Genomic DNA, 23,685 nt, shown 5'->3' with positions numbered 1-23,685 from the left:
GAATTCTAGCGTGTCCGGCATGGTCCCGGACGCGCTCGCCTGCTGGACCGGGCGCCGGCAGCCCTGAAGCATGAGTCCTGCGACCCTGTGTTTCTGGGGCGTGGCGGTGGGTAGGAAAAAAAAGGTTTCGCACAAGGGGACTAGACAGCCGCGAGGACTTCTGGCAGGATAGGCGGAGCGTCATGGATCCACGTCTTGGCCGGAGGAATCACGGTGGTTGCAACGAGTGCCGGAGAATGGGTGCACTGTGGTCGCGTGTTCAGCGCCGCGGAGATCGCCGATCTCTGCGCGACGGTGGCGTGGCTGCCGGGATTGGCGCGCAAGGAGTTGGCGGCGACGGTCTGCGAGCATTTGGGCTGGACCACGCTGACGGGGACGGCGAAGATCAGTGCCTGCCTGGAGTTTCTGGAGCGTCTGCAGGCGGCCGGCCTGCTGGCACTGCCGGCGGTGAGGCCATCGCCGGCACGCCGTAGCGCACCCGCCGCCGCACCGGTCGAGCCAGTCGCCGAGCCGCCGGTGCACGGCACGCTGTCGGCACTCGGACCGGTGTCTCTGCAAGTCGTCCGCGACCCGCCTGTGGTGGCGCTGTGGGATGCGCTGGTGGCGCGCTGGCATCCGCTGGGTTTCCAGGGCGCCTTCGGCTACCGGCTGCGCTACTTCATCACGGCGGGTGAGCTGCGGCTCGGTTGCGTCCTGTTGTCCGGTGCCGCTCGGGCGGTGGCCGTGCGCGACGACTGGATCGGCTGGACGGCTCAGGCCCGCCGCGAGAACCTGCCGCGGGTGCTCAACAACAGCCGCTTCCTGATCTTCCCGCACGTCCGGGTGCCGCATCTGGCCAGCCATGTGCTTGGACAACTCGCGCGTCGTGCGCGCAGCGACTGGCTCGAACACTGGGGCTTCGAGCCCCTGCTGCTGGAAAGCTTCGTCGACCCGCGACAGCATGCCGGCACCTGCTACCGCGCTGCCGGTTGGCAATTGCTCGGAGAGACCAGCGGACGCGGGCTGGCCCGTCCTGGCCGGACCTATCACAGCACGCCTCGGCAAGTATGGGTCAAGCCGATCGGCCGCGACGGTCGGGACCGGCTGAACGCGCTGACCGGGCTCAGCCGGCCATGAGCACACCCTGCCGTCGCCCGACGCGTGCCGGCATCCGGGAGCAACGCCGCAACAAGAGACGGCAGGAGAAGGCACTGAACGCGAAGCGGCGCGCGAGGGGAGCCGTGGCCCACTCGCCCGCACCCTTGCCCAACGGATGCTCGGCCTTCGCGACCATCGCCGAAGAAACGGAGGCCCGCGAGGACGCCGTGAGCAAACAGGCGCGCCTCCTGCGCAACGAACTGCCGGCCTTGCTCGGCCAGCTGGAACAGATTCCCGACCCCCGAGACCCCAGGAAGCGCCGGCACAAGCTGACCGTGCTGCTGCTCTATGGCCTGCTGATGTTCGTCTTTCAGTTCGCTTCCCGGCGCGAGACCAACCGCGAGATGACCCGTCCGCAGTTCCTCGCCAACCTGCAACGGCTGTTCCCGGAGATCGAGGCCCTGCCGCACGCCGACACCCTGTATCGGCTGCTGCGCGACATCGACCTCGCCCACTTGGAACAGGCGCACGTCGACCTGGTGCGCCGCCTGATCCGCGGCAAGAGCTTCCGGCGTTATCTGATCAATCACTGCCATCCGATCGCCATCGATGGCTCGCAGAAGCTCGCGGGCGACACCCTCTGGGCGGAGGAACTCCTGCAGCGCCACGTCGGCAAGGACGAAACCCGCCATACCCAGTACTTCGTCTACGTGCTCGAGGCCAGCCTTGTCTTCCACAACGGTCTGGTCATCCCGTTGCTCAGCGAGTTCCTCGAACACGCGCTGGGCGACAGCGAAGCACAGAAGCAGGATTGCGAGCTGCGCGGCTTTGCGCGCTTGAGCGACCGGCTCAAGAGGCTGTTTCCCCGCCTGCCAATCCTGCTTCTGCTCGACGGCCTCTATGCCAACGGGCCGGTGATGCAGCGCTGCTTGCGCGCCCACTGGCAGTTCATGATCGTGCTCAAGGACAAGGATTTGCCCACGGTCTGGGAGGAGTTCCGCGCGCTGCAGCCCCGGCAGTTACCAACCCTGCAGCAGGACTGGGGACGACGCCAACAGCACTTCAGCTGGGTCAATGACATCGAATACGCTTACGGTTCCAACGGTCGTTGCCGGCTCAAGCTGCACGTGGTCGTCTGTGAGGAGCGCTGGCAAGGTGTCGATCAAGAGGCCAGGATCGTCACCGAAACGGCGCGCCACGCCTGGCTCTCCAGCCAGCCGCTCAGCCGCGAGAACGTTCATGAGCGTTGCAATCTCGGCGCCCGCCACCGCTGGGGCATCGAAGCGGGCTTCCTCGTCGAAAAGCACCAGGGCTACCACTACGAGCATGCCTTTGCCCTCGACTGGAATGCCATGCGGGGCTACCACCTCCTGATGCGCCTGGCGCATGTCTTCAATACCCTGGCGCGCTTCACGCGACAGCTCCGCGATCTGTATCGCCAGTTCGGCGTGCGCGGGGCCATCGCCTTCATCCGAAATTCCTGCGCTGGCCCCTGGCTCGATTCCGCGCGGATGCGCGCGCTCCTCGCCAAACCTTTTCTCCTGCAACTCGAGTGACCTGCCCAGGACGGCCCGAGAAACCACCCCAAGCCGCGTCCCCCGTGCCGGGACAGGCTCGCCCAGCGATCGGACCGGAGCTCCTGCCACCTATCGACACCCTCTTCACGCACCCCATACCACACGCGCATCCAGCCCTCACTTGCCGCCAGCCCCCCGCGATCTGACCGCTCCAGCGGCGAAAGCACGGGCCTCCGGCAAACGACCCCGATTCGGCAGGGTCATGCGTCAGGGCTGGGGCGCCGGCAACGAACTTTCCGCTGGTCGGCGACAAGCGGTACCATGCCGTGACTGGCGCCTGCCCAACCTTTCCTGGAGACGGAGAATGATCTACATCAGCTTTCACGGTGGCGATGTCAGCCCGGCGATCAACAACGTGTTCGTGTATGACGTGGTCGGCGGCAAGCCGGTCCGAGTGACGACGGCGGCTCTGCAGACGCCGGCGGGATCGCCGCCGCTGAGCGAATTGCGCGATCTGGTTTTCGGCCCGGCGGGTCATCTCTACGTCGTGAACGGTTACCGCAACGAGAGTCAGGTCCTCGTCTACGACGGGACTCCGGACGCCGATGGCAGCCACCCCTACCTCGGAATCTACGCTGATGCGAGCGTATCGAAGGCCGTCGCGCATCCCTTCGCCCTGGCGTTCGACGCGAGCGGCAACGGCTATCTGTCAAGCCAGGACAGCAATGTCGTCACCGGCCTGAAGCCGCTGGCCAGGAAGAAGCCAAGCGCTGCCCTGCCCGTTGCCGCTTACCTTGCCGGTTTGAAGAAGACGATGTTTCTCCGCGGAACCATGGTGGCTTCCTCGGTCGGCAAGCTCCCGGCCTCGCCGAAGCACGCGCCGTCGAGCCTGGGTAGGCCCCAAGGCCTGGACGTCGTCCTTGCCGCGGATGCGTCGAGGAAGCATCCGAAGCGGATGAAAGTCGCCCATTCCGTGCGCGATGTACTGGTTGTCGGTGACTCGCTCTACGTCGCTGACGAGCCTGGGAACTGCGTCAAGATCTACGATCTGCGGAGCGGTCCGGGGCGCGGTCAGTTGCAGGGCCAGATCGCTGCCGGCGCGTTTCTGCAGGCGCCGGTACACCTCCTGGTCAACGGCGATCACCTCTACATCGGCAGCTCGGGCACCGACACCGTACTGCAGTATCACCTGACCACAGGGGCTCTCGAGACCGTCGTACGGGGCGTCAAGACGATCTCGGGCATGTGCTTCGATTCCTCGGGAACCTTCTATCTAGCCTCACGGGATGACAAGGCCATCTACACCTGCGGCCAGGATTTCGGCACACCAGAGCTGTTTGTCGGCGCAGCGACCGACAGCGAGTTCATCGATTGCCCGGAGTTCGTCGTCTTTGGCGGTGCTCGGGCCTGATCCTCGTCAAGGAGATCCGCATGGGAACTTTCGACCATCTGAACGCTGGCCTGTCGGCCGTTGCCGACCTCGGCGAACTGGCCCGAGCGCTGCGCGAGTATCCGCACTTCTTTGGTCCGCGGATCATCGGCGCCGAAGTGACGCAAGCCATCCAGTACTTTCGCTCGCATCGCCACCTCACCGACCCCCTCGACCGTGCGCCCGACAACAGCGCCCGCCTGGTGGCCTACAAGCCGGCCTGGGTGCGGGTCTACGTACGCGGCAGTGCGCACGGCAGTGTGCAGATGACCGGCAAGGTGAAGGTCGAGCGGCGTGGGCCGGGCTACCTCGGCCTGTGGCAGGACGCCGGCGAGTTGGCGCCGGCCGCTCCCGGCGTCGTCACGGCCGAGGTCGCCCCCGACTACGCCGACGAACGCAGTACGCTCAGTTCGACGCTGAACTTCGTACTGCCGTCGGACATGGTGCGCGGCCTGATGCGGCTGACCGTCACCGTCTGGGTTGCCGGGCAGACGGCCGATTCCCCGATCGACAGCGAAGTGATCAACATCGATGCGACGCTGTTGCAGACGCTGTCGGTGCGTGGCCTGATGGTGGCTTACAACGGCCCGAACGCCGCCGCCACCATGACGCTGAACATTCCGGCGCCGACGGTTGCCGACTTGCAGGCGACGGCGGCGTGGACCCACACCACCAATCCGGTGCAGTCCGAGGGGGTGTTCTCGAGCGCCGGCACCGTCACCCTGACGACGCCGCTGACCGGCGCCGCGACCACGCCGGGCGGTTGCTCGACGGGCTGGTTCACCCTCAACGCGCTGCTCGCCGCCGCCAAGGCGAACGACGGCAACCGCAGCGATGTCATCTACTACGGCCTGCTGCCGAACGGTGTGCCGATGGGCCCGGTGATCGGCTGCGCATCGGACGGCGTGACCTCGGGTTCGATCAATGACGGCGTGACCATGGCGCATGAAATCGGTCACTTTGCCGGTCAGGCGCATGCCCCCTGCGGTACCCCCGGCGACGCGAACTACCCGGCTTACGAACCCTACGACCCGGCGGGAACGCCGCAGGCCTCGCTCGGTGAGTACGGGCTCGACATCAATAGCGGCACCATCCATCCGCCGACGCAGAAAGACTACATGTCCTACTGCAGCCCGCGCTGGATCTCGCTGTACACGCACGCGCGGCTGATCGACAATGCCGTTTTCTCGCCGACCTCGACGCACTCGCCGCTGCGCATCCCCGAACTCGTCGACCCCTGGTTGTGGCCCTGGGAATACATCCCCGATCCGCCGCCGCCCCCGTGGTGGTTCTGGCGGGACCACCTGCAGGTCTACCAGCCGCGCCCGGTCATCGTCATCACCGGCACGCATCGTCGCGACCGCAGCGTCGCCGTCGAGTCGGTGATGCGAGTCGACGCGCAGCCGACCGTGCACCGCGGACAGAGTGCCGACATGGTCGCCGAACTGATTGGGCGCGACGGGAATGTCGTCGCCTCGGCGCCGGTCATGCGCCTGCCTGCGCATGCCCACGGCGGTGGCTGCGGCTGCGCGTGTGGTCATGACGGCGGACCGGACGGTGAGGCGAGCGACTACAGCTTCCAGGCCCTGGTGCCCAACGTCGAGCCGGGTGCCGCCCTGCGCATCCAGCGCCCGGGCCGCGACGGCGCCGGCCAGGACAGTGTCGCCTGGGAACGCAAGGCCGCCGAGACACCGCCCCGCTTGCTGCGGGTCGATGTCAAGCTGCGCAAGGTCGATGTGCTGGTGCAGTGGTCGGTCGAGCCCGGCAGCGGTGACTTGCCCCTGCAGTTTTCCGTCCAGTTCTCGAAGGACGGCGGGCGCTCCTGGAACGGCTGTGCCGCCGGTCTGCGAGACTCCAGGCTTGCCGTTGACCTGGCCGCCCTGCCGAGCGGGTCGATCACCTTCCGGGCCCTGGTGCACGACGGATTCAACACGGTGGCAGAGAAAGCCAGGCCAATCGTGCTCAAACCGCGGGCGCCGGGCGTCACCATCATGAACCCGCCGGCCGATGGGTCGGCACTGCTCGAAGGCTCGCCCTTGCGTCTGTGGGTAGCCGTTGCCACTGCGAGCGGCAAACGCATCGAGCCCGAGGCCTGTGCTTGGACGCTCGACGGCGAGCCGGTCGGCAGCGGTCTCGAACTGTGGATAACGGCGCCGAAGGCCGGCTACCATCAATGTAGCGTGACAGTGCGCGATGTCGTCCCACTGACCGTCGGACGCCGCTTCATGACCTGGGACGGAGTGGAGTACCCCGGGCCGGACACCGGCGAGCCGACGCGCGGCAAGGGTGAGGGCGGAAGGCGAGGCAAGTGAGCCGAGCCGATGCGCCGAGCGGCGAGTGAATCCTGGTCAACCGATCGCCGGCACCATTCAGACAGTTGATTGGACGCCGCCGCGGATCTCTTGCTAGTGTCGCATTTTGACCTTCGACGAATCTGGTGCCGACGTTGGCGCCAGCCAGGGGGGCGAGCGATGAACGAGTTGCCGGCAGTGAATGGTTTCATCGGCGAATCTGCCGCTTTCCGGGCGATGCTGGCGATTCTCGCCAGGATCGCCCGCTACGACACCACCGTTCTGATCACCGGCGAAACGGGCAGTGGCAAGGAAATGGCGGCGCGTGCGATCCATTACCAGGGCCAGCGTCAGGACCGCCCGTTCATACCGGTCAACTGCGGAGCGCTGCCGGATCATCTGGTCGAGAACGAACTGTTCGGCCATGCTCGCGGCGCCTACACCGATGCTCGCGAGAGCCAGATCGGCCTGATCGCGCAAGCCGAGGGCGGCACGCTCTTCCTTGACGAGGTGGATGCGCTGACCGCCAAGGCCCAGGTCAGCCTGCTGCGCTTCCTGCAGGATGGCCAGTACCGCCGGCTGGGCAGCAGCCGTACCGAGAAGGCCGACGTGCGGATCGTTGCCGCCTGCAACAGCGATCTCCTCGAGAGTGTCGGGCAAGGGCAGTTCCGGGCCGACCTCTACTATCGACTGGCGGCCATGGACCTGCAGGTGCCGCCGCTGCGGCGCCGCGAGCATGACCCGGTGTTGCTCGCCCGCCACTTCATCGCCGAAGCCGCGCATCAGTACCAGCGAACGGTCCAGGAACTGCATCCGGATACCGTGCACTGGTTGCTGACCTACGCCTGGCCGGGCAACGTTCGCGAACTGCAGAACCGTATTCAGCGCGAATTCCTGCTCTGCGACGGGCCGGACATCCTGGTGCGAGACCTGGCTCCCGACAGCGATCGACGATGCCAGCCCGATCGCCGCCTCGGCTGCCCGACGACGCTCAATTTCAACGAAGCCAAGCAGCAGGTACTGAACGCTTTCGAGCGCAGCCAGTTGCAGCGCCTGCTCTCGGAAACCGGCGGCAACGTTTCGAGTGCAGCGCGTCTGGCCGGCAAGGAGCGGCGCGCGCTGGGCAAGCTGCTCAAGAAGCACGGCATCGAGCCGGACCACTTCCGGCGCAGCTGAAAACGCACGCGTAGCGCTCCCCCAGCGCTTCCCGGAAGCGGCTCGTCGCGACCTCGCCTGCATCCGCGCGCAGAGTCGGCGCGTATCTGCGATCAAGGGCTCCGAACAAGGACACCCGAGGCCACCGCAAATACCCCCTCTCTGAAAGGACGCTCCATGTTGATCAAGACCACTCCCGCCCAGTACAGCGCGCGCCGCAACTTTCTCGGCAGAAGCACCAGCATCGCCCTGTCGGGTGCCGCCGTCGCGCTGCTCGCCGGCAACTCGCGCCTCGCCGTCGCCGCCACCGGCAACCCGTCCGGCGACGTCAACATCCTCAACGTCGCGCTCGGCCTCGAGCACGAGGCGATCGCCGCCTACCAGGTCGGCGCCGAGAGCGGGTTGCTGCAGAAGCCCGTGCTCGACACCGCCGTCCTCTTCCAGAGCCATCACAAGCAGCACCGCGACGCACTGGTGGCGACCATCGAGAAACTCGGCGGCAAGCCGGTGATGGCCAAGTCGAACAGCGACTACGCGGCGAGTCTGGGAGCCGGCGGGCTGAAGTCGCAAACGGACATTCTGAACCTTGCCGCACGCCTGGAACTGGGTGCCGCCAATGCCTATATCGGCGTCATACCGGCTTTCTCCGAGAAGGATCTGGCCAAGGTCGCCGCCCGCCTGGCCGCCGACGAGACGATGCACTGGTCGCTGCTGGCGAATGCGCTCGGCAAGCCGGTGCCGATGGCCGCCCTCAGTTTTGGCGCGTGAAATGATCGTTGCCGAGCGACTGCTGCCGGCGGTTCTGGGGTTGGCCCTGGCGGGTGCCGCCGCGGCCGCCGACCCCGGGCGCGGTGCCGGTCTCTACGAGGCGCGCTGCGGTGCCTGCCATAGCCTCGATGCCCATCGCGTCGGGCCGCTGCACCGGGGCGTCGTCGGTCGCCGTGCCGGATCGGCTCCCGGATACGACTACTCACCGGCGCTGGCCGCTGCCGCCTTTACCTGGGACGCGGCCCTGCTCGATGCCTGGCTGAAGGATCCGGAAGCACTGGTTCCCGGCCAGCGCATGGGCTATTCGGTTGCCGATGCCAGCGACCGGGGCGACCTGGTGGCCTTCCTGCTGTCGGTATCGCGGCGCTGAAGCCGCCGCGGGGGGGCGGGTGAGCTGACCGGCCAGCGCCCACGTGCCTCCGCAGGTGGGCATAGCACGATGATTGCTTGCGGATTCCTGTCGCTTCAGGGGAGAGGAGACAATGGATCCGCAGCCGCGCCTCAGCGAGGTGGTAGACGCCATCCTGCGCTATCTGCACCACCACCCGGATGCTGCCGACACCGTGGACGGTATCTGCGAGTGGTGGCTCCCGCCATCCTGGTGCGTCGACAGTCAACGCGTCGAGGCGGCTCTCGCCCGTTTGCACGCGCAGGGGCTGGTGCGTCGGCGCGAGAATGCCGACCGGCACGTCGTCTATTCCGGCACCGGTGACGATTCCCGGCGGTTTCCCGGGCCGGGGTAGCCCGGCCGCGGCGGTAAGCGCCGACTGGTGCTGCAATTCGCCGTCGCAGTGGGTCAAGCTCAACCCACCCGGGTCGTCACGGACCCGGCCTTGCGCGCCTGTCCTGGCAGGCCGCCAGCCGCATGATCCACGGGCGGCGGTGGCGAGCCGGCGGCCATCAGGCCGCGAGCGCCATCGGCAAACCCCGGGTCGTCCTTGACCCGGGTCGGCGCGGCTACCACCAGCGAGGCGCGGAAAGGCGCAGCGATACAGGCAGTTGAAGCGCTGCCCAGCGCTGGCACGCAGCTTGCTGCAGATGACCGGCAATAGCCACGGGAATGGAAAACGCATGGCAGGCTTCACAGGCATCGCCGCGGTCGGGAAAAGCATCGAGCGGGTGCTCGCGCGCGCCTTTCTCGAACGTGAGCCGGTCCCCGGCAAGAAGACCAAGGCCGTGCTGATTCGCACCGAGGACCTCAGCGACAGCCAGTCGAAGGACAAGATTGGTGACAACGCGCTGTCGATCCTGCTCTACCGGGTGGACTTCAACAACACCATGCGCGCAGCCTGGTCGGCGGTCGGCAACGCCGATGGCCGCGGTCATCTGGCGCTCGACCTGCATTATCTGCTGACACCCTGGGCCGAGAACGCCGAGTACCAGCACATGATCCTCGGGCGGACGATGCAGGTGCTGGAAAGGGCGCCGGTCCTCTCGGGGCCGCTGCTCTATGCCCCGAGCCTGCCGGCGACCGTCGAATATGCCGGTGAACCGCAGGCGGCGCCGACCGACGCCGTGCAGCTCCTGCTTGAGGAGATCTCGACCGAAGCCCTGATGCGCACCTTCGACTCGCTGCCGAGCGATTACCGCTTGTCGGTGCCGTATCTGGCGCGCGTGGTACGCATCGATACCGCCGAAGCGTTGATCACGCCGCCGGTCACTGACGCCGATATCCGCCTGCGGGTCAGCACGTGAACACCGTCGCGACCGCCCGGCCGCTGGGCATCGAGGATACGGCCGAGGTCAGCCGCGTCAGCCATCGTTTGGCGCTCGGTATCCAGTGGCTGGACGCACTGACCGGGGCGCCGGTGGCCGGTGACTGGGTCAACGACCTCGAAGCCATCGGTACGCGTCCTGCGTTGTTGCGCTTCGAGCGCCACGCGCAGGCGCGCCAGGCCGTGCGGCACGCCGGCCGCTTGGCGAAAGTGCTGCGCCTCGCCGCGGCCGACAAGGTGGCGACGCCGCCGGTAGACGTCGCTGATGACCCGACCAATTTCGTCGTGCGGGCCTTTGCCCGCCGTGACCCACGCCATGCCGACTACCGGACCGACAACGACCCACGCCAGTACGTGCCGCGCCGGCTGTCGCTGACGCCGGTGCAGAGCGGCGGCGTGCCGCCGTCCTCGCTGGCCAACATCCGCACCGCCTGGCTGTGGCCCGGCGCTACCTACCCCTTGGCCGCCAACGCGTCGGCGATTCGCGGCTGCATCCGGCGCGGCGCTTCGCTGGCGAGCGCCTTGCCTGCCGCCTGGGCGCGCGTCGTGGTCACCCGCCCGGGCGCCGGGGTGGCCGACTTCGCCAGCGAAACACCACTTGCCTGGGCGCATGGCGACGATCGCGGCGAATTCCTGGTCGTCCTCGGGACGCAGGCCGTTCCCGGCGGCGTCATCCTGCCGGCGACCATGGCACTGCGCCTGTGGGTCTTCCTGGCGCCCGCAGTCACCCTGGATGCGGCGGATCCGCTGGCCAGCCTGCCACTCGAGGTCGCCGGCAGCGATCCGCTGAACGAGGTTCTCAGCGGCAGGGCGATTCCGGCGGGCTACATCATGCAGCCCGATTTCGTCGACATTACGCTGCCGCCGGGCGTCCTGTCAGGAGTAAGCGATGCCGACCTGCTCTTCGCCTAGTCGGCAGAATCGTCGGCTAAAGCAGGCGTTGCGGTCGATCCGCGGCGCCTTTTTGTCTCGTGACCACACCGTAGAACAGAGGGGAACACCATGCCCGAGTATCTAGCACCTGGCGTCTATGTCGAGGAGGTCAGCTTCCGCTCCAAGTCGATCGAAGGCGTGCCGACCAGTACCACCGGTTTTGCCGGCGTGACCCGCTTCGGGCCGGTGCAGTACTCGGCCGGGGCGACGACGACCAAGCCGCGCCTGATCACCTCCTACACCGAATTCGAGCGTGTCTATGGCAGTCTGGCGCCGCTCGACCTGGTGACTGGCGAGCGCACTGCCTACCTGGCGCACGCAGCGCGCGCATTTTTCAACAACGGCGGTCGCCGTCTGTATGTTTCGCGTGTCTTCGCGCCGGCGGCAGGTCAGCCGGTCGCCAACTACATTGCCCACCTGACCGTCCCGACGACGCTCGGAGCGGCGGCCTGGCGGGCGCGCTGGCCTGGCCAGGACGGCAATGCGCTGGTCGACACGCAGGTGCAGCGCAGCAAGAATCTGGCTTTCGAATACCCGATGGTCGTCGGCGACATTCTTGCCAGGCATACCTGGGGCGTGCAGGTGAAAAGTGTTCGCGCCGGCGCTGTCGTCGAAGTCAGCGCGCCCTTGCCGGTCGTTGCACCGAGCGGCAACGCGCCGCTGGTTGCCGGCAACCTGCGCGTCATCAGTGTCGACAGCGACGGCCGCCAGACCTTCATCGACAGCACCGGGCTGGCCGTGCCGGTCGCCGCCGGCTCGCAGATCGCGCTCGTCGAACTGCGCGTCATCGTCTACGGTCCTGAGGGTCGTATCGACGCCTATGACCAGCTCGGTGCGCACCGCGACCAGCGTCGCGACATCGCCAAGGTACTCGAGCTCGACGACCCGGAAGACGAGAACGCGATCGTCTACCTCGACTGGCTGCCCGGGGCCAACGCCTTCGCGCCGGCGGCGCTGATGGTCGGTCTGCAGGCGGCCGACAAGCGGCTGACCGGCGGCGGTGACGGTACGCTGCCAAGCCCTGACGACCTGTGCGGCAAGGAAGCCAACCCCGACGTCGTCGCCGAGCGCGCCACTGGCCTCGAAGCTCTCGGCGAACTCGACGACATCGCCATTGTCGCGCTGCCCGACGCCGGCGCGCTGCTCGACGACGACTCGATCCAGGCGGCGGCCGACCACCTGATCGCGCACGCCGAGAAGTATCGCTACCGGATCGCCGTCGTCGACGCCAAGGCCAACAGTTCGATCTCCGAGATTCGCGAGTTCCGCGGCAAGTTCGACAGCAAGTACGCGGCGCTCTATCACCCGTGGATCGAGATCCTCGATCCCCTGTTCCCGACGGTCCCCGGCACGCCGCCGCGCAAGCTGACGCTACCGCCGTCGGGCTTCGTCTGCGGCATCTACGCGCGTAACGATATCGAACGCGGCGTGCACAAGGCGCCTGCCAACGAGGTCGTGCGCGGCCTGACGAAGTTCGAGATCAACATCAACAAGGCGCGCCAGGACGTCCTCAACCCGGAGGGCGTGAACTGCCTGCGTTTCTTCGACGGCCGTGGCAACCGCGTCTGGGGTGCGCGGACGATGAGTTCCGACCCCGAATGGAAATACGTCAATGTCCGTCGCCTGTTCATCTACGTCGAGCACTCGATCGACAAGGCCACGCAGTGGGCGGTCTTCGAGCCCAACAACGAACGGCTGTGGACCAACATCCGCAGCATGGTCGAGGACTTCCTCTATGTCCTGTGGCGCGACGGCGCATTGATCGGCGCCAAGCCCGAGGAAGCCTACTTCGTTCGTTGCGATCGCACGACGATGACCCAGAACGACCTCGATAACGGCCGCCTGATCTGTCTGGTCGGCATCGCGCCGAGCCGCCCGGCCGAGTTCGTGATCTTCCGTGTCGGGCAATGGACTGCCGACAGCAAGAGCTGATTGAGGAGAAACCCAGATGGCAACCCAACGCAACAATCCCTACGGCGCCTTCAATTTCCTGGTCTCGCTCGGCAATGGCAGTGAGACCAGCGTCATTGCAGGGTTTTCCGACGCCTCCGGCCTCGGCACCGAGATCAACTACTCCGAATACCGCAACGGTAACGACATGGTCAACACGGTGCGCAAGATCGCCAATACCTTCAAGCAGGAGGACGTGACGCTCAAGCGCGGCCTGATCGGCTCGACCGACCTCTTCCAGTGGGTCAAGGACGTCCGTGAAGGCGGTGATGGTCGCCGCACAGTGACGATCACCGTCCTCGACGAGGCGCGCAATCCGGTCGCCGCGTTCAAGCTGACCAACGCGCAGCCGAAGAAGTGGGTCGGCCCGACCCTGGCGGCGAAAGGCGGCGGCGAGGTGGCGATGGAAGAACTGCACCTGGTCCACGAAGGCGTCGAGTACGTCTAGGGCTGAGGCGCGAGGCGCTAACCCTCACCGACCTGCGATCGACACGCCATGCTGACCCCGGTCCGCTCACCGCTCGGCGCTCCCGGCGTCTTCGCGCTACCCGACGTGCGCGTAACGGCGCTGAATCCGCAGCGCATGGATGTCTGCGCCTTCGTCGGCGTCGCGCCGCGTGGCCCGGCGCGCGTTCCGGTGGTCGACGAGACCTGGCCGCCGGGCTACCGCATGGTCAGCGACGTCGCGCGGCCGCTGCGGCGCAGTCAGGCGGTGCCGGTACGCAGTTTCGACGAGTACGTGCATCACTTTGGTGGTTTCGAAGGGCCGGGACTGTTGCCGCACGCCGTCGCCAGCTATTTCGAGCAGGGCGGTCGGCTGGCGTGGATCGTCCGCATCGTGCATGCGCGTGCCGGCGTACTTGCCGATGCCTGCGCGGTCGGCAGACTGAGCGGCACTTTCACGGCCGGTCTCGATTTCGTCGCCCGCAACGAAGGCGCGTGGGGCAACCAGCTCAGCGTCGCCGTCGGTTTCTCGACGACGGCGCTGGCCTTCACGCTCGACGCGCTCGACCGCTTGCTGGTCGACCCGCGCAGCCCGTTGGCGGTGGGCAGCTGTCTGCGCCTGACCAATGCGGCCGGCGCGGCGACGCTGGCTTTCTGCACGGGAATGCAGCGCGTCCGCGACCGCGAGCGGGCCCGCGAGCGCTGGTTGCTGACGCTCGACGTGGCGCCCGCGGCGCCGGCGGTACGTGCCGAGCTGGTCGGCGTCAACGTGTCGATCGGCGATGGCGCGGGCCGTCACGAGCTGTTCGAGAATCTGGCGCTGTCGCCTGACCATCCGGAGAGCCTGGCGAGCGTGCTCTGCGATCGTTCGACACTCGTCTGGCCGCACCCGGACTGGGCGGCGACGCGAGTCATGCCGCTCGACGCGCGCGTCGAGTCGCTGCGCGGCGTCAGCGCTGCCTTTGCCGGCGGGCGCGACGACTGGCCGACGATCGTCGCCGACGACTTCTTCGACAGCCTCTGGTCGGTCGCCGACGAGCATGCCGGCGCCGGCATCGCCGCGCTGGCGCACGCCGACTCGGTCACCCAACTCGTCGTCCCCGATCTCTACGTGCCGGCGCAATGGGCCGGCCCGGAGATCGTCGAAGAGCGGGTGACGAGCAGCGCCGGTGCCGAGTTCGCCGCCTGCATGGACGTCACGACGACCAGCAGCGCCAGCCGGGTGCCGCCGAGCGCGTTGTCGGGGCTGATCGTGGACCCGCGCACGCAGGCCGGGTTGGCGGCGATCATCGGCCTGCAGCAGCGCGTGCTCGAGTTCTGCGAAAGCACGCAGGCGCTGATCGCGCTGTTCGACGTGCCCCCCGGCCTGTCGCAGGCGCGCATCGAACAGTGGCGGGCGCAGTTCGACAGCGGCTGGGCGGCGGCTTACCACCCCTGGCTGGTGCCCGCCCGCCGGACTGCCGATGCGGCCGATCCGGCGCAGGCCCGCCGCGATCAGTTGCCGCCGTCGGCGGTTGCCGCCGGCATCATCGCCCGGCGCGAGTTCGAACGTGGCATCCAGTTCGGCCCGGCCAACGAGATCGCCCGCCAGATCATCCATGTCGCCGAGGCGCAGCCCGAGGGGCGTGCCGACGCGCTGCATCCGCAGGGAATCAACTGCTTCGTGCGCGGGCCTGACGGCATCGCCCTGGTTGCCGCGCGCACGCTGTCGCGCGAGCGTGACTGGCGTCAGCTGTCGGTGCGTAGGCTGATCCTGATGCTGCGGCGAACGCTGCTGGCCGAGATGCAGTGGGCGGTTTTCGAGCCGAACGGTCCGGCGCTCTGGCGTGACCTGCAGCACGCCATCGAAAGCCTGCTGCGCGGCCTGTTTCGCGCCGGCGCCTTCGTCGGGCGCAGCGAGTCGGAATCCTTCTTCGTGCGTGTGCATACGGATACGCCACGCCTCGATCGAGGCGAACTGCTCGTCGACATCGGCGTCGCGCCGGCCGAGCCGCTCGAATTCATTCTCGTCCGCCTGCGCCGCGACGGCGACGGCACGCTCAATCTCGAGGAGTGAGGCGGCCATGGCCGAGGTTCTGATCCTGCCCGCTTTCCGCTTCGAAGTGAAGCTGCTGCGCTCGCCCGACATCATCGCCGGCCGGCAGCGGCTGCCCGGCGCCGGTGACGGCTACAGTCCGGCGCAGGGCGCGACCTTGCTCGGCACCGGTGCTTTCCAGGAATGCAACGGTCTCGAGATCGAGATGGACATCCAGGAGTATCAGGAGGGCGGTCGCAACAACGGCACGATACGGCGCGTCGGACGCGCCAAATACCAGCCGCTGTTGCTCAAGCGCGGCATGTTCCATCAGCTCACCGGCGACGGCCAGGCGAATACCGACCTCTGGCACTGGCTGCAACGGATCGTCAATGGCGAGCGGCCGGTCGCGCGCTACGACGGCATCGTCTATGTGATGAGCGCCGACAAGACGGTGCGCGCCACCTGGATGTTCGATCGCGGCCTGCCGGCGAAGATTCGCGGCCCCGAGCTGAACGCCAGAACCGGCGAGATCGCCATCGAGGAGCTGTCGATCGCACACGAGGGGCTGCGCCTGCTGCCCGCCGAGGTGCCGGCATGAGCGCGCTGGTCAAGGCCCGGCTGGCCGAGATCGGCTCGGGCGAGCGCCCGACCGAGACGCCGAACACCTCGGTGGACGTGCAGTTCAACCCGACGACACTGCGCGTGCAGATCTCGAATCGCACCGCCGGCGGCACGCAGGCCGGCGCCCAGGCGCGCCAGCGGCCGGGTACCGGCGAGATGCAGGTCAGCTTCGACCTGATCTTCGATACCGCCGACGAAGGCAGCAGCGAAGCCGGCGTCAGCGTTCTCGACAGGACGGCGACGGTCGAGCGCTTCGTCCGTCCGCGCGGACCCCGTCCCGGCCAGGAGGCGCCGCCGCGCGTGCTCTTCGAATGGGGCAGCTTCCTGGTGCAGGGGACGATGGAGAGCGCCAACATCGACCTCGACCTGTTCGACGCCAACGGCGTGCCGTTGCGCGCCAAGGTGTCGGTCAGCATCAAGGGCCAGGATCCGCGGTGGACCTACACGCCGGCGCCGGCCAACGCCGCCGCCGCGCCCGGCAGTTCGCCGGCGCGGCCGGGTTCCGGCAGTGCGTTGCCCGCCGGGTCGCCGGGGACGCAGGGCAACAGTCAGTCGCCCGAGCGCATCGCCCAGGCGATGCCCGGCGAGAGTCTGGCGCAACTCGCCGCGCGCAACGGCTTCGATCCCAAGGCCTGGCGGGCGCTGGCCGAGGGGCTGAGCAATCCGCTGCAACTGACGCTCGGCCAGGAGGTGCCGCTTCCCGCCGGTGCCGGCCGCGGCGTCGCCGGCGGCAGCAACGGGCAGGGCGCCGACCCGGCACAGGCCGCCGCCAGCCTGCCGCTCGTCGCGGCGCCCGACAAGCCCGCTGGCGGTAGTCAGGCGCTGGCTCCCGGCAGCGCCGGCGGCATCGACCCGGTGCGCCAGGGGCAGGCGCTGGCCAGCCAGGGCGGCCTCGGTGGCGCGATCGCCGAGGTCAGGAGCGAAGCCCATCAGCAGGGTGCGAGCCGAAGCCTCTCGGCGTTCGGGCTGACGAGTGGCGAAGTCGCCGGCAGCGCCGACCGTCCGTGGGGTGCCGGCGTGCCGCTGCGACCGCGCTTCGGCAGTGCCCGGCCGGCAGCGCACCGCGACCCGACGCAACCAGGCTGGGCGACGGCCGGGAAGTCGCCGGCGAGCGGCGCGGCGCCGGTGACGACGGCCAGCGTCGCGCGCAGCACGATCTCCGGCGACTGCGGTTGCCGGGGCAGGCGCGCGCGCCGCAACCCGTGACAAAGGAAGAGACATGCCAATCGAAATCGGGGAAGTCAACGCTGAAATCGAGGTGGACGCGGGCGGTGCCGGCGCTGCTGGCGGCGAGCACGCGCGCGACGAGGCATCGGCCGAGGCCCTGCAGCGCTGGCAGGAACTGGCGCGTCGCGACGCCCAGTTGGCGGCGCGCGTCGAGGCCTGGGGTTTCGACGACTGAGTCGAGAATCGAGAAGCGGACCGCGAGACCGAGAACATGCCACTGATCCCGACTCCCCTGCAGGCATCGACGATCCCCGAGATCACGGTCGATGGGCGGGCGAACGCCGAACTGGCGCGCGACGTCTGTCTGCTGCAGGTGGACGAGGACCAGCATGGCCTGCGCCGTCTGCTGGCGACCTTCGTTGCCGTCGGGCCGCGCGCCGGTGAGCAGAACGAACAGCTCAACTGGCTCGACGGCCTTGTCCTCGACTTCGGCAAGGAGTTGCGCGTGGCGATGGGTCCGAGCGACGCGCGCACCGAGATGTTTGTCGGCAAGCTCAGCGCGCTCGAGCTGTCGATGGCGCAGGGCAGGGCGCCCGAGGTCGTCTGCCTGGCCGAGGACCGCCTGATGGACCTGCGCATGACGCGCCGTTTCAAGACCTACGAGAACGTCAGCGAGGCCGACCTCGTGCAGCAGATTGCCGGCGAACACGGCCTGCGCGCGCTCGCCGACGTCGCCGGGCCGACCTGGCCGCTGGCGCAGCAATGGAACCAGAGCGACCTCGCTTTCCTGCGCGAGCGTGCCCGGCGGCTCGCCGCCGAGGTCTGGGTAGACGGCGATGCCCTGCACATGGCGACGCGCGACAAGCGCGGCGGCAATGCGCTGACGCTGATCCAGGGCAGCAATCTGCTGCAGGTACGTCTGCGCGCCGATCTGGCGCAGCAGCGCAGCAAGGTCGTCGTCGGCGGCTTCGACGACGCCGACCAGGACGCCATCGACGAGGACGCCGACGCTGGCGCGATCGCTGCCGAAGCCCAGGGCAACACGCATGGCGCGCAGGTGCTGCAGCGCGCCTTCGGCGAGCGCGTCAGCTACCGCGTGCGCGACGTGCCGCTGGCCGACGCCGAGGCCAGCGCCATGGCGAGCGCGGCACTGCTTGGGCGGGCGCGGCGCTTCGTCAGCGTCAGCGGCGTCGCCGACGGCAATACGGCGATCCGTGTCGGCAGCCTGCTGCGCCTCGAGCGCGTCAGCCCGCTGTTCGAGGGCGACGGCTTCTACGTCACGCGCGTGCGCCACCAGTACGATCAGACGAGCGGTTACCGGACGCACTTCGAGGCCGAACGCGCCTGGCTCGGGAGGGCGACATGAGCGGTGACCCGCGCTTCCCGCGTGACGGCGAAGGGCCGCGCTGGTTCGGCCTGTACCCGGCGGTGGTCAGCGACCTCGTCGACCCGGACGCCAAGGGCCGTATCAAGGTCAAAATCCCCGCCTTCGGCGCTGCCGGCGAGGCCGTCTTTGCCTGGGCGACGCTGCTTACGCCCTACGCCGACAAGGACCAGGGTCTCGAGATCCTGCCGGAGGTCGATTCGCAGGTGGTGCTCGCCTTCGAGGCTGGCGACCCGGCACGTCCCTACATCGTCGGCGCCTGCTGGAACGGCAGCCGCTCGCTGCCGGAAGCGGCGGCTGCCGCCAACAACCTGCGCACGCTGAAAACGCGTGCGGGCAGCATGCTGCAGTTCGACGACACGGCTGGAGCGGCGAAGGTCACCGTGTCGATGGAGAGCGGCCACCGCATCGTTCTCGATGACGCCGCGCAGGAAGTCACCGTCGAGCACAGCAATGGTTGCCGGATCAACATCAACATCGCCGGCCAGGTGACCATCACCGCCAACGCGACGGTCGAAGTGAACGCCTCGGCGGTCAATGTGCATGCGCCGATGGTCAGTTGCGACGGCATCGTCCAGTGCACGACGCTGATCGCCTCGACCGGCGTCGTTTCGCCGAGCTACACGCCGGGCGCGGGGAACGTATGGTGATCACGCGCCAAGCCACCCATCCGGTGCCCAACTGGCGCCTGGTCGGGCCGTGGTATCGCTGGCCGCGCCCGGGCCTGCCGGCCGACGGCCGGGTCAGCCGGCCGGTGATCCAGAAATTCGCCGGCGACGACTTCATCAAGGACTTCCTGGCGCACCCGCAGCGTTCGCTCAAGTACGATGAAGTGATCGACGTCGTGAACAGCTACCAGCTTGCCGAGGCCGGATCGTTTGCCGCGAAGGTGCTGTGCATGCTGCCGCTGACCGCCGCCGGCAAGCCGGCGCCAAAATACGAAGCCGACGGTACGACTCTCGCCAAGGCGGCGGTCTACCGCGCCCGCCTGGCGCCGACCAGCCTGCGCAAGCTGTACCAACCGGCGCACGACCGCCACTACCTGGTCACCTGCGAACTGCATTGCGACGAGCCGGGTTTTCCGCGCGTTGCCCGCAACCAGGTCTGTCAGGCCGGCTTCGTCGTGCGCCGCCGGCGCAGCATCCTGCCGTCCGGGCTGAGCGCGCAGACCGTCACCGAACAGGCGAAGGCCGCACAGGCGATGGCCGCCGAGCTGCACGAGCTGCTGACGCTCGACACTAGCGCGACCGACCCGCAGGCGAGCGCCGGCCTGCGTGCCAATGCACTGCGCCAGCAGGCGCTGCTCGCCGAGCAGGAGAAACAGGCGAACTGGGCGGCACTGCTGGCCGACAAACGCGACAAGCTCGAGGCGGAACGTGCGCGCCTGCAGCGGTGGTACGACGAGCACGGTGTCACGGTGGACATCGACGCTTGGTTTCCGACGCTGCAGGAGGGCCGGACGAGCCGCGTCTACGGCGAGTGGCGGCATCTCGACAGCCCCGACGAACTCGTCGCCGACGTCACCGGCGGCGAGCAGTGGTACCCGCTGTTCCCGGTGGTCCCCGACCCGCGCGAAGCGCAGCATGACGCCGCCGGCCGCACGCTCTACTACGGCACGGTACCGACCGGTGGCCTGCAGCACGACGCCGGCGGCGCGGCGCGTTTCGACGACCTGATGACCTACGAGATCCGCTGTTTCGTGCGCGCGCACCATCCCTGTCCGCCGCGCGTCGGCAAGAGTCCGGACTGCCATGGCCCGCTGGTCTGGAGCCTGCCGAGCGAAGCCTTCCGCGTCGCCGCACCGTTCGACGTTCTCGGCGCCGCCAATCGGCCGATCACCATCAAGATGCCCGACCTGCGCGAACTCGCCGCGCAGGCGGCGACGCGGCCGCGCGGCAAGCTGTCGCCGATACGTTTCGTGCAGCCGCAGCACCTGTCGCCGAAAGTCAAGGACAACGCCGCAGACGGCGGCGAAATGGGCGGCGAGGCGATCTGCAGCTTCTCGATTCCGCTGATCACGATCATCGCGATGTTCGTCCTGAGCCTGTTCCTGCCGATCGTCGTCTTCATCTTCAACCTCTGGTTCCTGCTCGTTTTCCGTTTCTGCATTCCGCCGCAGATCAAGGTCGCCGCCGGCCTCGACGCGGCGCTGGCCGTGACGCCGCCGAAGATCGACCTCGACGCCGAGTTCAGCGTCAAGATCGAAGGGCTCGACACGCTGGTCGACCCGGACGACCTGCACGATGCCCTGACCACCGGCAGCGATTCGATGAAAACGCGGATCAAGAGCGATGTCGGCGTCGATGAAGACCCGGCCATCGACGACCTGAGCAACAACAGCCTGGGGCCGATCGACCAGACGCTGCAGGACAACGCCGCGCGATTGCCGGCGAGCGACGGCACGCTGCCGCCCCTGCCGCCGGTCGGCACGCCGCTGATCTATGAGGATCCGGTCGTCCCGGTCTGGCCACCTGCCGGAGCCACCCAATGAGCAGCCCAACGAGCAGTCAACTCAAGCGCTACGAACGTCTCGGCCAGGGGCTCGGTCAGCCGATCGTTCCCGACGATGCGGGGCGCCTGCCGCTGGTCGCCGGCCCGGAGAAGGTCCGCCAGGCGATCTTCACGATCCTCGACACCGAACCGGGCGAGCGCGTCATGCGCGCCGATTTCGGCTGTGGTCTGCGCCGCTTCCTGATGGCGCCGAACAACCCGGCGACGCGTGCCGGCATCGAGCGCGAGATCGCCCAGTCGCTGGCGCGCTGGGAGCCGCGCGTGCAGGTGATTGCGGTCAGGGTGTCGCCGACCGACGAGCGCGCGACGGTGCTGATCGAGATCCACTACGCGCATGTACTGGACGGTCGCCAAGACGTCCTTGTCTATCCCTTCTATCTGGAGCAGGCGTGATGACTGTCAACGCTTGCCCCAGCGCCGCCTTGCCGGTCGGAGATGAACCATGCCACTGATCGCCCCCATCCTGGACGACCGCAGCTTCGAGGACCTGTTCGCCGAGCTGCGCAACCGCATTCCGGTGTACAACCCGGCGTGGACCGATCACCTCGATAGCGACCCCGGGATCACCCTGTTGCAGCTCTTCGCCTATCTCGGCGAGGGACTGCAGTTCCGCTTCAACCAGATTCCCGAGGCGACGCAGATCGCCTTTCTCAAGTTGCTCGATCTGCCGATGCAGCCGGCACGTCCGGCACAGGCGCTGGTCCGCTTCGAGAGCAAGGTCGCCAACGGCGTCGTCCTCTACGGCGGCGATCAGGTGAAGGCCGGCAAGGTGCTGTTCACGCTGACCCAGGACGCGACGATCTGGCCGCTCGATTGCGTGACGGTCGCGCGCCGCAGCCTGCTCAGCGACGAGGAACTCGCCGACACGACAAGAGTGCGCGGTTTCATCGACGGACTCGATAGCGAACTGGGCGCCGCCGTTCAGGGCAGCGTAGACGCGGTCAGGCTGGCTCTCGGTGCGGACCAGCAGGTGGCGCCCTACGATGTGCTGACGCTCGCTTCCGACGGTCTGTCGGCGCCGGTCGATTTCTCGGCGACGGTCGATGCCTGCGTCTGGATCGGCGTGCTGAAGAACGCAGGCGTGATCGGCGATCCTCTCGCGGACCTCAAGCGCGTCGCCGGCCGAACGCTGCCGCTGTCGCTCGGCTTCGCGCCGGCGGCCTGGTATCCCGACATAGACCAAGTGGCCGCCTGCGGCGCCGGCGACGGCCCGTCGCTGATCTGGCAGGCATCGCTGGCGAAGCTCGCCAAGGACGGCAGCCCCGACTACACACCGGTGCGCGTCGCCGGCGACACCACCGCCGGTTTTACGCGCCAGGGCGTCGTTCGTCTCGAACTGCCGGCCGACCTGACGCCGCTCGGTGTGCCGGCGGCGCCGGTCGGGCTGGCGGGAACCGGTGACTTTCCGCCTGAACTCGACGACGACCGCGCCGAGCAACTCTGGTTCTGGTTGCGCGTCTGGCGCGGCGACGGCAGCCGCATCGGCGAGGTGCGCCTGCTGACGCTGAATGCCGTTGCCGCCGAGCAGACCGTCGCGGCGGCGGGCGAATTGCTGGGCAGCGGCAACGGCCAGCCCGGCCAGGTCTACCAGCTCGCCAACGCACCGGTGCTGCGCGATGCGCGCTACCCGGTGCACCTGCAGATCGAGGAAAGCGGCGTGTGGACCGACTGGACGCAGGTCGACACGCTCGACGCGTCGAGCGGGGCCGACCGGCACTTTGCGCTCGACGCCGAAGCCGGCACGCTGCACTTTGGCGAGCGCGTACCGCAACTCGGCGAGCGACTGCGCGTCGCCGGTTATCGCTGGGGCGGCGGTGCCGCCGGCAATGTCCCGGCGGCGGCGATCGACAAGCTCGGCGCCACGCTCAACGGGCCGCTGCCGCCCGAACCGCTGCGCCGGCCGGGGCAGGTGACGCTCAAATGCAGCAATCCGCTGCCGGCCAGCGGCGGTGCCGACAGCGAGAGCCTGGACGCGGCGCTGCGCCGTATTCCGAGCGAATTGCGGCGCAACCATCGGGCGGTGGCGCGCGACGATTTCGCCGAACTGGCGCTACAGACGCCGGCCGTCCTGCTCGGTCGCGCCGAGTGCCTGCCCCTGTTTCACGCCCCGAGCCGCAAGCGCCGGCCGGGAACGGTCAGCGTCGTCGTCTGGCCGGCGCGCGACGCGCAGCACCCGAACGCGCCGCTGCCCGATGCCTGGGAGTTGATGCAGGTATGTAGCTGGCTCGACCGCTGGCGCCTGGTGACTACCGAGCTGTACGTGATCCCGCCGACCTACCGGCGGATCGCGCTGGCGATTTCGCTGAAGGTGCGCGACGGCTACGGTCTCGATGCCGTCCGCGACTGGCTTGACATCCTGCTCCGCCAGTACCTGGCACCGCTGCCCCCTTACGGTCCGGACGGGCAGGGCTGGCCGCTCGGCCGGCGGCTGCTGGCGCGCGAGCTCGAAGGCGTGGCGATGCAGGTCGAGGGGGTCGAATACCTCACCGAGCTGCGTCTCGACGCCGCCAGTACCGACGCCGACGGCAAGGTGAGCTGGGCGGCGACCGAAATGCTGCAGATCGACGATTGGGAAGTCCCGGAAGTGGCCGGCATCATCGTTGTCGATGACGCGACCGCGCTGCCGGCACCGGGGACCGGTCTGGCGCCGCCACTGGCGCGGCCGCCGGTTCCCGTGCCGGTACTCAGGGATGTCTGCTGAGGGAA

The 23,685-nt window shown here is 68.3% G+C and carries 22 protein-coding genes; 21 read left to right on the top strand and 1 reads right to left on the bottom strand.

Annotation, left to right across the window (positions count from 1 at the left end; genetic code table 11):
- Positions 1-213: 213 nt before the first annotated feature.
- From CAP2UW1_RS18290 to CAP2UW1_RS18255, 8 genes are all read left to right on the top strand, one after another.
- Positions 214-1,116, top strand: coding sequence for a DUF4338 domain-containing protein (locus CAP2UW1_RS18290; protein WP_015768105.1), 903 nt, complete (start codon positions 214-216; stop codon positions 1,114-1,116).
- Positions 1,113-2,633, top strand: a complete 1,521-nt coding sequence (locus CAP2UW1_RS18285; RefSeq protein ID WP_015768104.1) for a transposase family protein — start codon at positions 1,113-1,115, stop codon at positions 2,631-2,633. The genes CAP2UW1_RS18290 and CAP2UW1_RS18285 overlap by 4 nt, the downstream gene beginning before the upstream one ends.
- A gap of 325 nt (positions 2,634-2,958) precedes the next feature.
- Positions 2,959-4,005, top strand: a complete 1,047-nt coding sequence (locus CAP2UW1_RS18280) for a hypothetical protein (RefSeq protein ID WP_015768103.1) — start codon at positions 2,959-2,961, stop codon at positions 4,003-4,005.
- Positions 4,006-4,025: 20 nt separating this feature from the next.
- Positions 4,026-6,335, top strand: coding sequence for a zinc metalloprotease (locus CAP2UW1_RS18275; protein ID WP_015768102.1), 2,310 nt, complete (start codon positions 4,026-4,028; stop codon positions 6,333-6,335).
- A 159-nt stretch (positions 6,336-6,494) separates the two neighbouring features.
- Positions 6,495-7,490: a sigma-54 interaction domain-containing protein gene (locus tag CAP2UW1_RS18270; RefSeq protein ID WP_015768101.1), complete on the top strand. Its 996-nt coding sequence runs from the start codon at positions 6,495-6,497 to the stop codon at positions 7,488-7,490.
- Positions 7,491-7,646: 156 nt separating this feature from the next.
- Positions 7,647-8,237 carry a ferritin-like domain-containing protein gene (locus CAP2UW1_RS18265; protein WP_015768100.1) on the top strand — a complete coding sequence of 197 codons (591 nt, stop codon included), beginning with the start codon at positions 7,647-7,649 and terminating at the stop codon, positions 8,235-8,237.
- 1 nt (position 8,238) lies between these two features.
- Complete coding sequence (locus tag CAP2UW1_RS18260) at positions 8,239-8,607, top strand: c-type cytochrome (protein ID WP_015768099.1); 369 nt, start codon at positions 8,239-8,241, stop codon at positions 8,605-8,607.
- Between the two features lie 112 nt (positions 8,608-8,719).
- The gene (locus tag CAP2UW1_RS18255) at positions 8,720-8,980 is read left to right on the top strand and encodes a MarR family transcriptional regulator (protein WP_015768098.1); all 261 of its coding nucleotides are present in this window, start codon (positions 8,720-8,722) and stop codon (positions 8,978-8,980) included.
- Positions 8,981-9,039: 59 nt separating this feature from the next.
- On the opposite strand, the gene CAP2UW1_RS18250 is transcribed toward CAP2UW1_RS18255, so the two are convergent.
- A complete protein-coding gene (locus CAP2UW1_RS18250) occupies positions 9,040-9,261 on the bottom strand; it encodes a hypothetical protein (protein ID WP_041567916.1) in 222 nt (73 codons plus the stop codon).
- 47 nt (positions 9,262-9,308) lie between these two features.
- Between CAP2UW1_RS18250 and CAP2UW1_RS18245 the strand changes: the two genes are divergently transcribed.
- The 13 genes from CAP2UW1_RS18245 (at position 9,309) to CAP2UW1_RS18185 (ending at position 23,680) form a co-directional block, all read left to right on the top strand.
- A complete protein-coding gene (locus CAP2UW1_RS18245; protein WP_015768097.1) occupies positions 9,309-9,932 on the top strand; it encodes a DUF4255 domain-containing protein in 624 nt (207 codons plus the stop codon).
- Positions 9,929-10,864, top strand: a complete 936-nt coding sequence (locus CAP2UW1_RS18240) for a hypothetical protein (protein WP_015768096.1) — start codon at positions 9,929-9,931, stop codon at positions 10,862-10,864. Before CAP2UW1_RS18245 ends, CAP2UW1_RS18240 begins: the two co-directional genes overlap by 4 nt.
- 90 nt (positions 10,865-10,954) lie before the next feature.
- Positions 10,955-12,817, top strand: coding sequence for a phage tail sheath family protein (locus CAP2UW1_RS18235; protein ID WP_015768095.1), 1,863 nt, complete (start codon positions 10,955-10,957; stop codon positions 12,815-12,817).
- 16 nt (positions 12,818-12,833) lie between these two features.
- The gene (locus CAP2UW1_RS18230; RefSeq protein ID WP_015768094.1) at positions 12,834-13,283 is read left to right on the top strand and encodes a phage tail protein; all 450 of its coding nucleotides are present in this window, start codon (positions 12,834-12,836) and stop codon (positions 13,281-13,283) included.
- Between the two features lie 48 nt (positions 13,284-13,331).
- A complete protein-coding gene (locus CAP2UW1_RS18225) occupies positions 13,332-15,335 on the top strand; it encodes a phage tail sheath family protein (protein WP_015768093.1) in 2,004 nt (667 codons plus the stop codon).
- A gap of 7 nt (positions 15,336-15,342) precedes the next feature.
- On the top strand, positions 15,343-15,894 hold the full coding sequence (locus CAP2UW1_RS18220; RefSeq protein ID WP_015768092.1) for a phage tail protein: 552 nt from the start codon (positions 15,343-15,345) through the stop codon (positions 15,892-15,894).
- Positions 15,891-17,123: a CIS tube protein gene (locus CAP2UW1_RS18215; RefSeq protein ID WP_015768091.1), complete on the top strand. Its 1,233-nt coding sequence runs from the start codon at positions 15,891-15,893 to the stop codon at positions 17,121-17,123. Before CAP2UW1_RS18220 ends, CAP2UW1_RS18215 begins: the two co-directional genes overlap by 4 nt.
- Positions 17,124-17,136: 13 nt before the next feature.
- Positions 17,137-17,319: a hypothetical protein gene (locus CAP2UW1_RS18210; protein ID WP_015768090.1), complete on the top strand. Its 183-nt coding sequence runs from the start codon at positions 17,137-17,139 to the stop codon at positions 17,317-17,319.
- A 36-nt stretch (positions 17,320-17,355) separates the two neighbouring features.
- Positions 17,356-18,450, top strand: a complete 1,095-nt coding sequence (locus CAP2UW1_RS18205) for a phage late control D family protein (RefSeq protein WP_041567915.1) — start codon at positions 17,356-17,358, stop codon at positions 18,448-18,450.
- Positions 18,447-19,118, top strand: a complete 672-nt coding sequence (locus CAP2UW1_RS18200; protein WP_041567914.1) for a phage baseplate assembly protein V — start codon at positions 18,447-18,449, stop codon at positions 19,116-19,118. The genes CAP2UW1_RS18205 and CAP2UW1_RS18200 overlap by 4 nt, the downstream gene beginning before the upstream one ends.
- Positions 19,046-20,959 (top strand): hypothetical protein, encoded by a 1,914-nt coding sequence (locus tag CAP2UW1_RS18195; protein WP_199931501.1) that lies wholly within the window; start codon positions 19,046-19,048, stop codon positions 20,957-20,959. Before CAP2UW1_RS18200 ends, CAP2UW1_RS18195 begins: the two co-directional genes overlap by 73 nt.
- Positions 20,956-21,372, top strand: a complete 417-nt coding sequence (locus CAP2UW1_RS18190; protein ID WP_015768088.1) for a GPW/gp25 family protein — start codon at positions 20,956-20,958, stop codon at positions 21,370-21,372. The genes CAP2UW1_RS18195 and CAP2UW1_RS18190 overlap by 4 nt, the downstream gene beginning before the upstream one ends.
- A 49-nt stretch (positions 21,373-21,421) precedes the next feature.
- Complete coding sequence (locus tag CAP2UW1_RS18185) at positions 21,422-23,680, top strand: putative baseplate assembly protein (RefSeq protein WP_015768087.1); 2,259 nt, start codon at positions 21,422-21,424, stop codon at positions 23,678-23,680.
- The last annotated feature ends 5 nt before the right edge of the window (positions 23,681-23,685 follow it).

This window comes from Candidatus Accumulibacter phosphatis, from assembly GCF_000024165.1.
Lineage (GTDB): Bacteria > Pseudomonadota > Gammaproteobacteria > Burkholderiales > Rhodocyclaceae > Accumulibacter > Accumulibacter phosphatis.
Note: the sequence above shows the minus strand (reverse complement) of the source record. Positions and strands in the feature narration are given on the sequence as shown.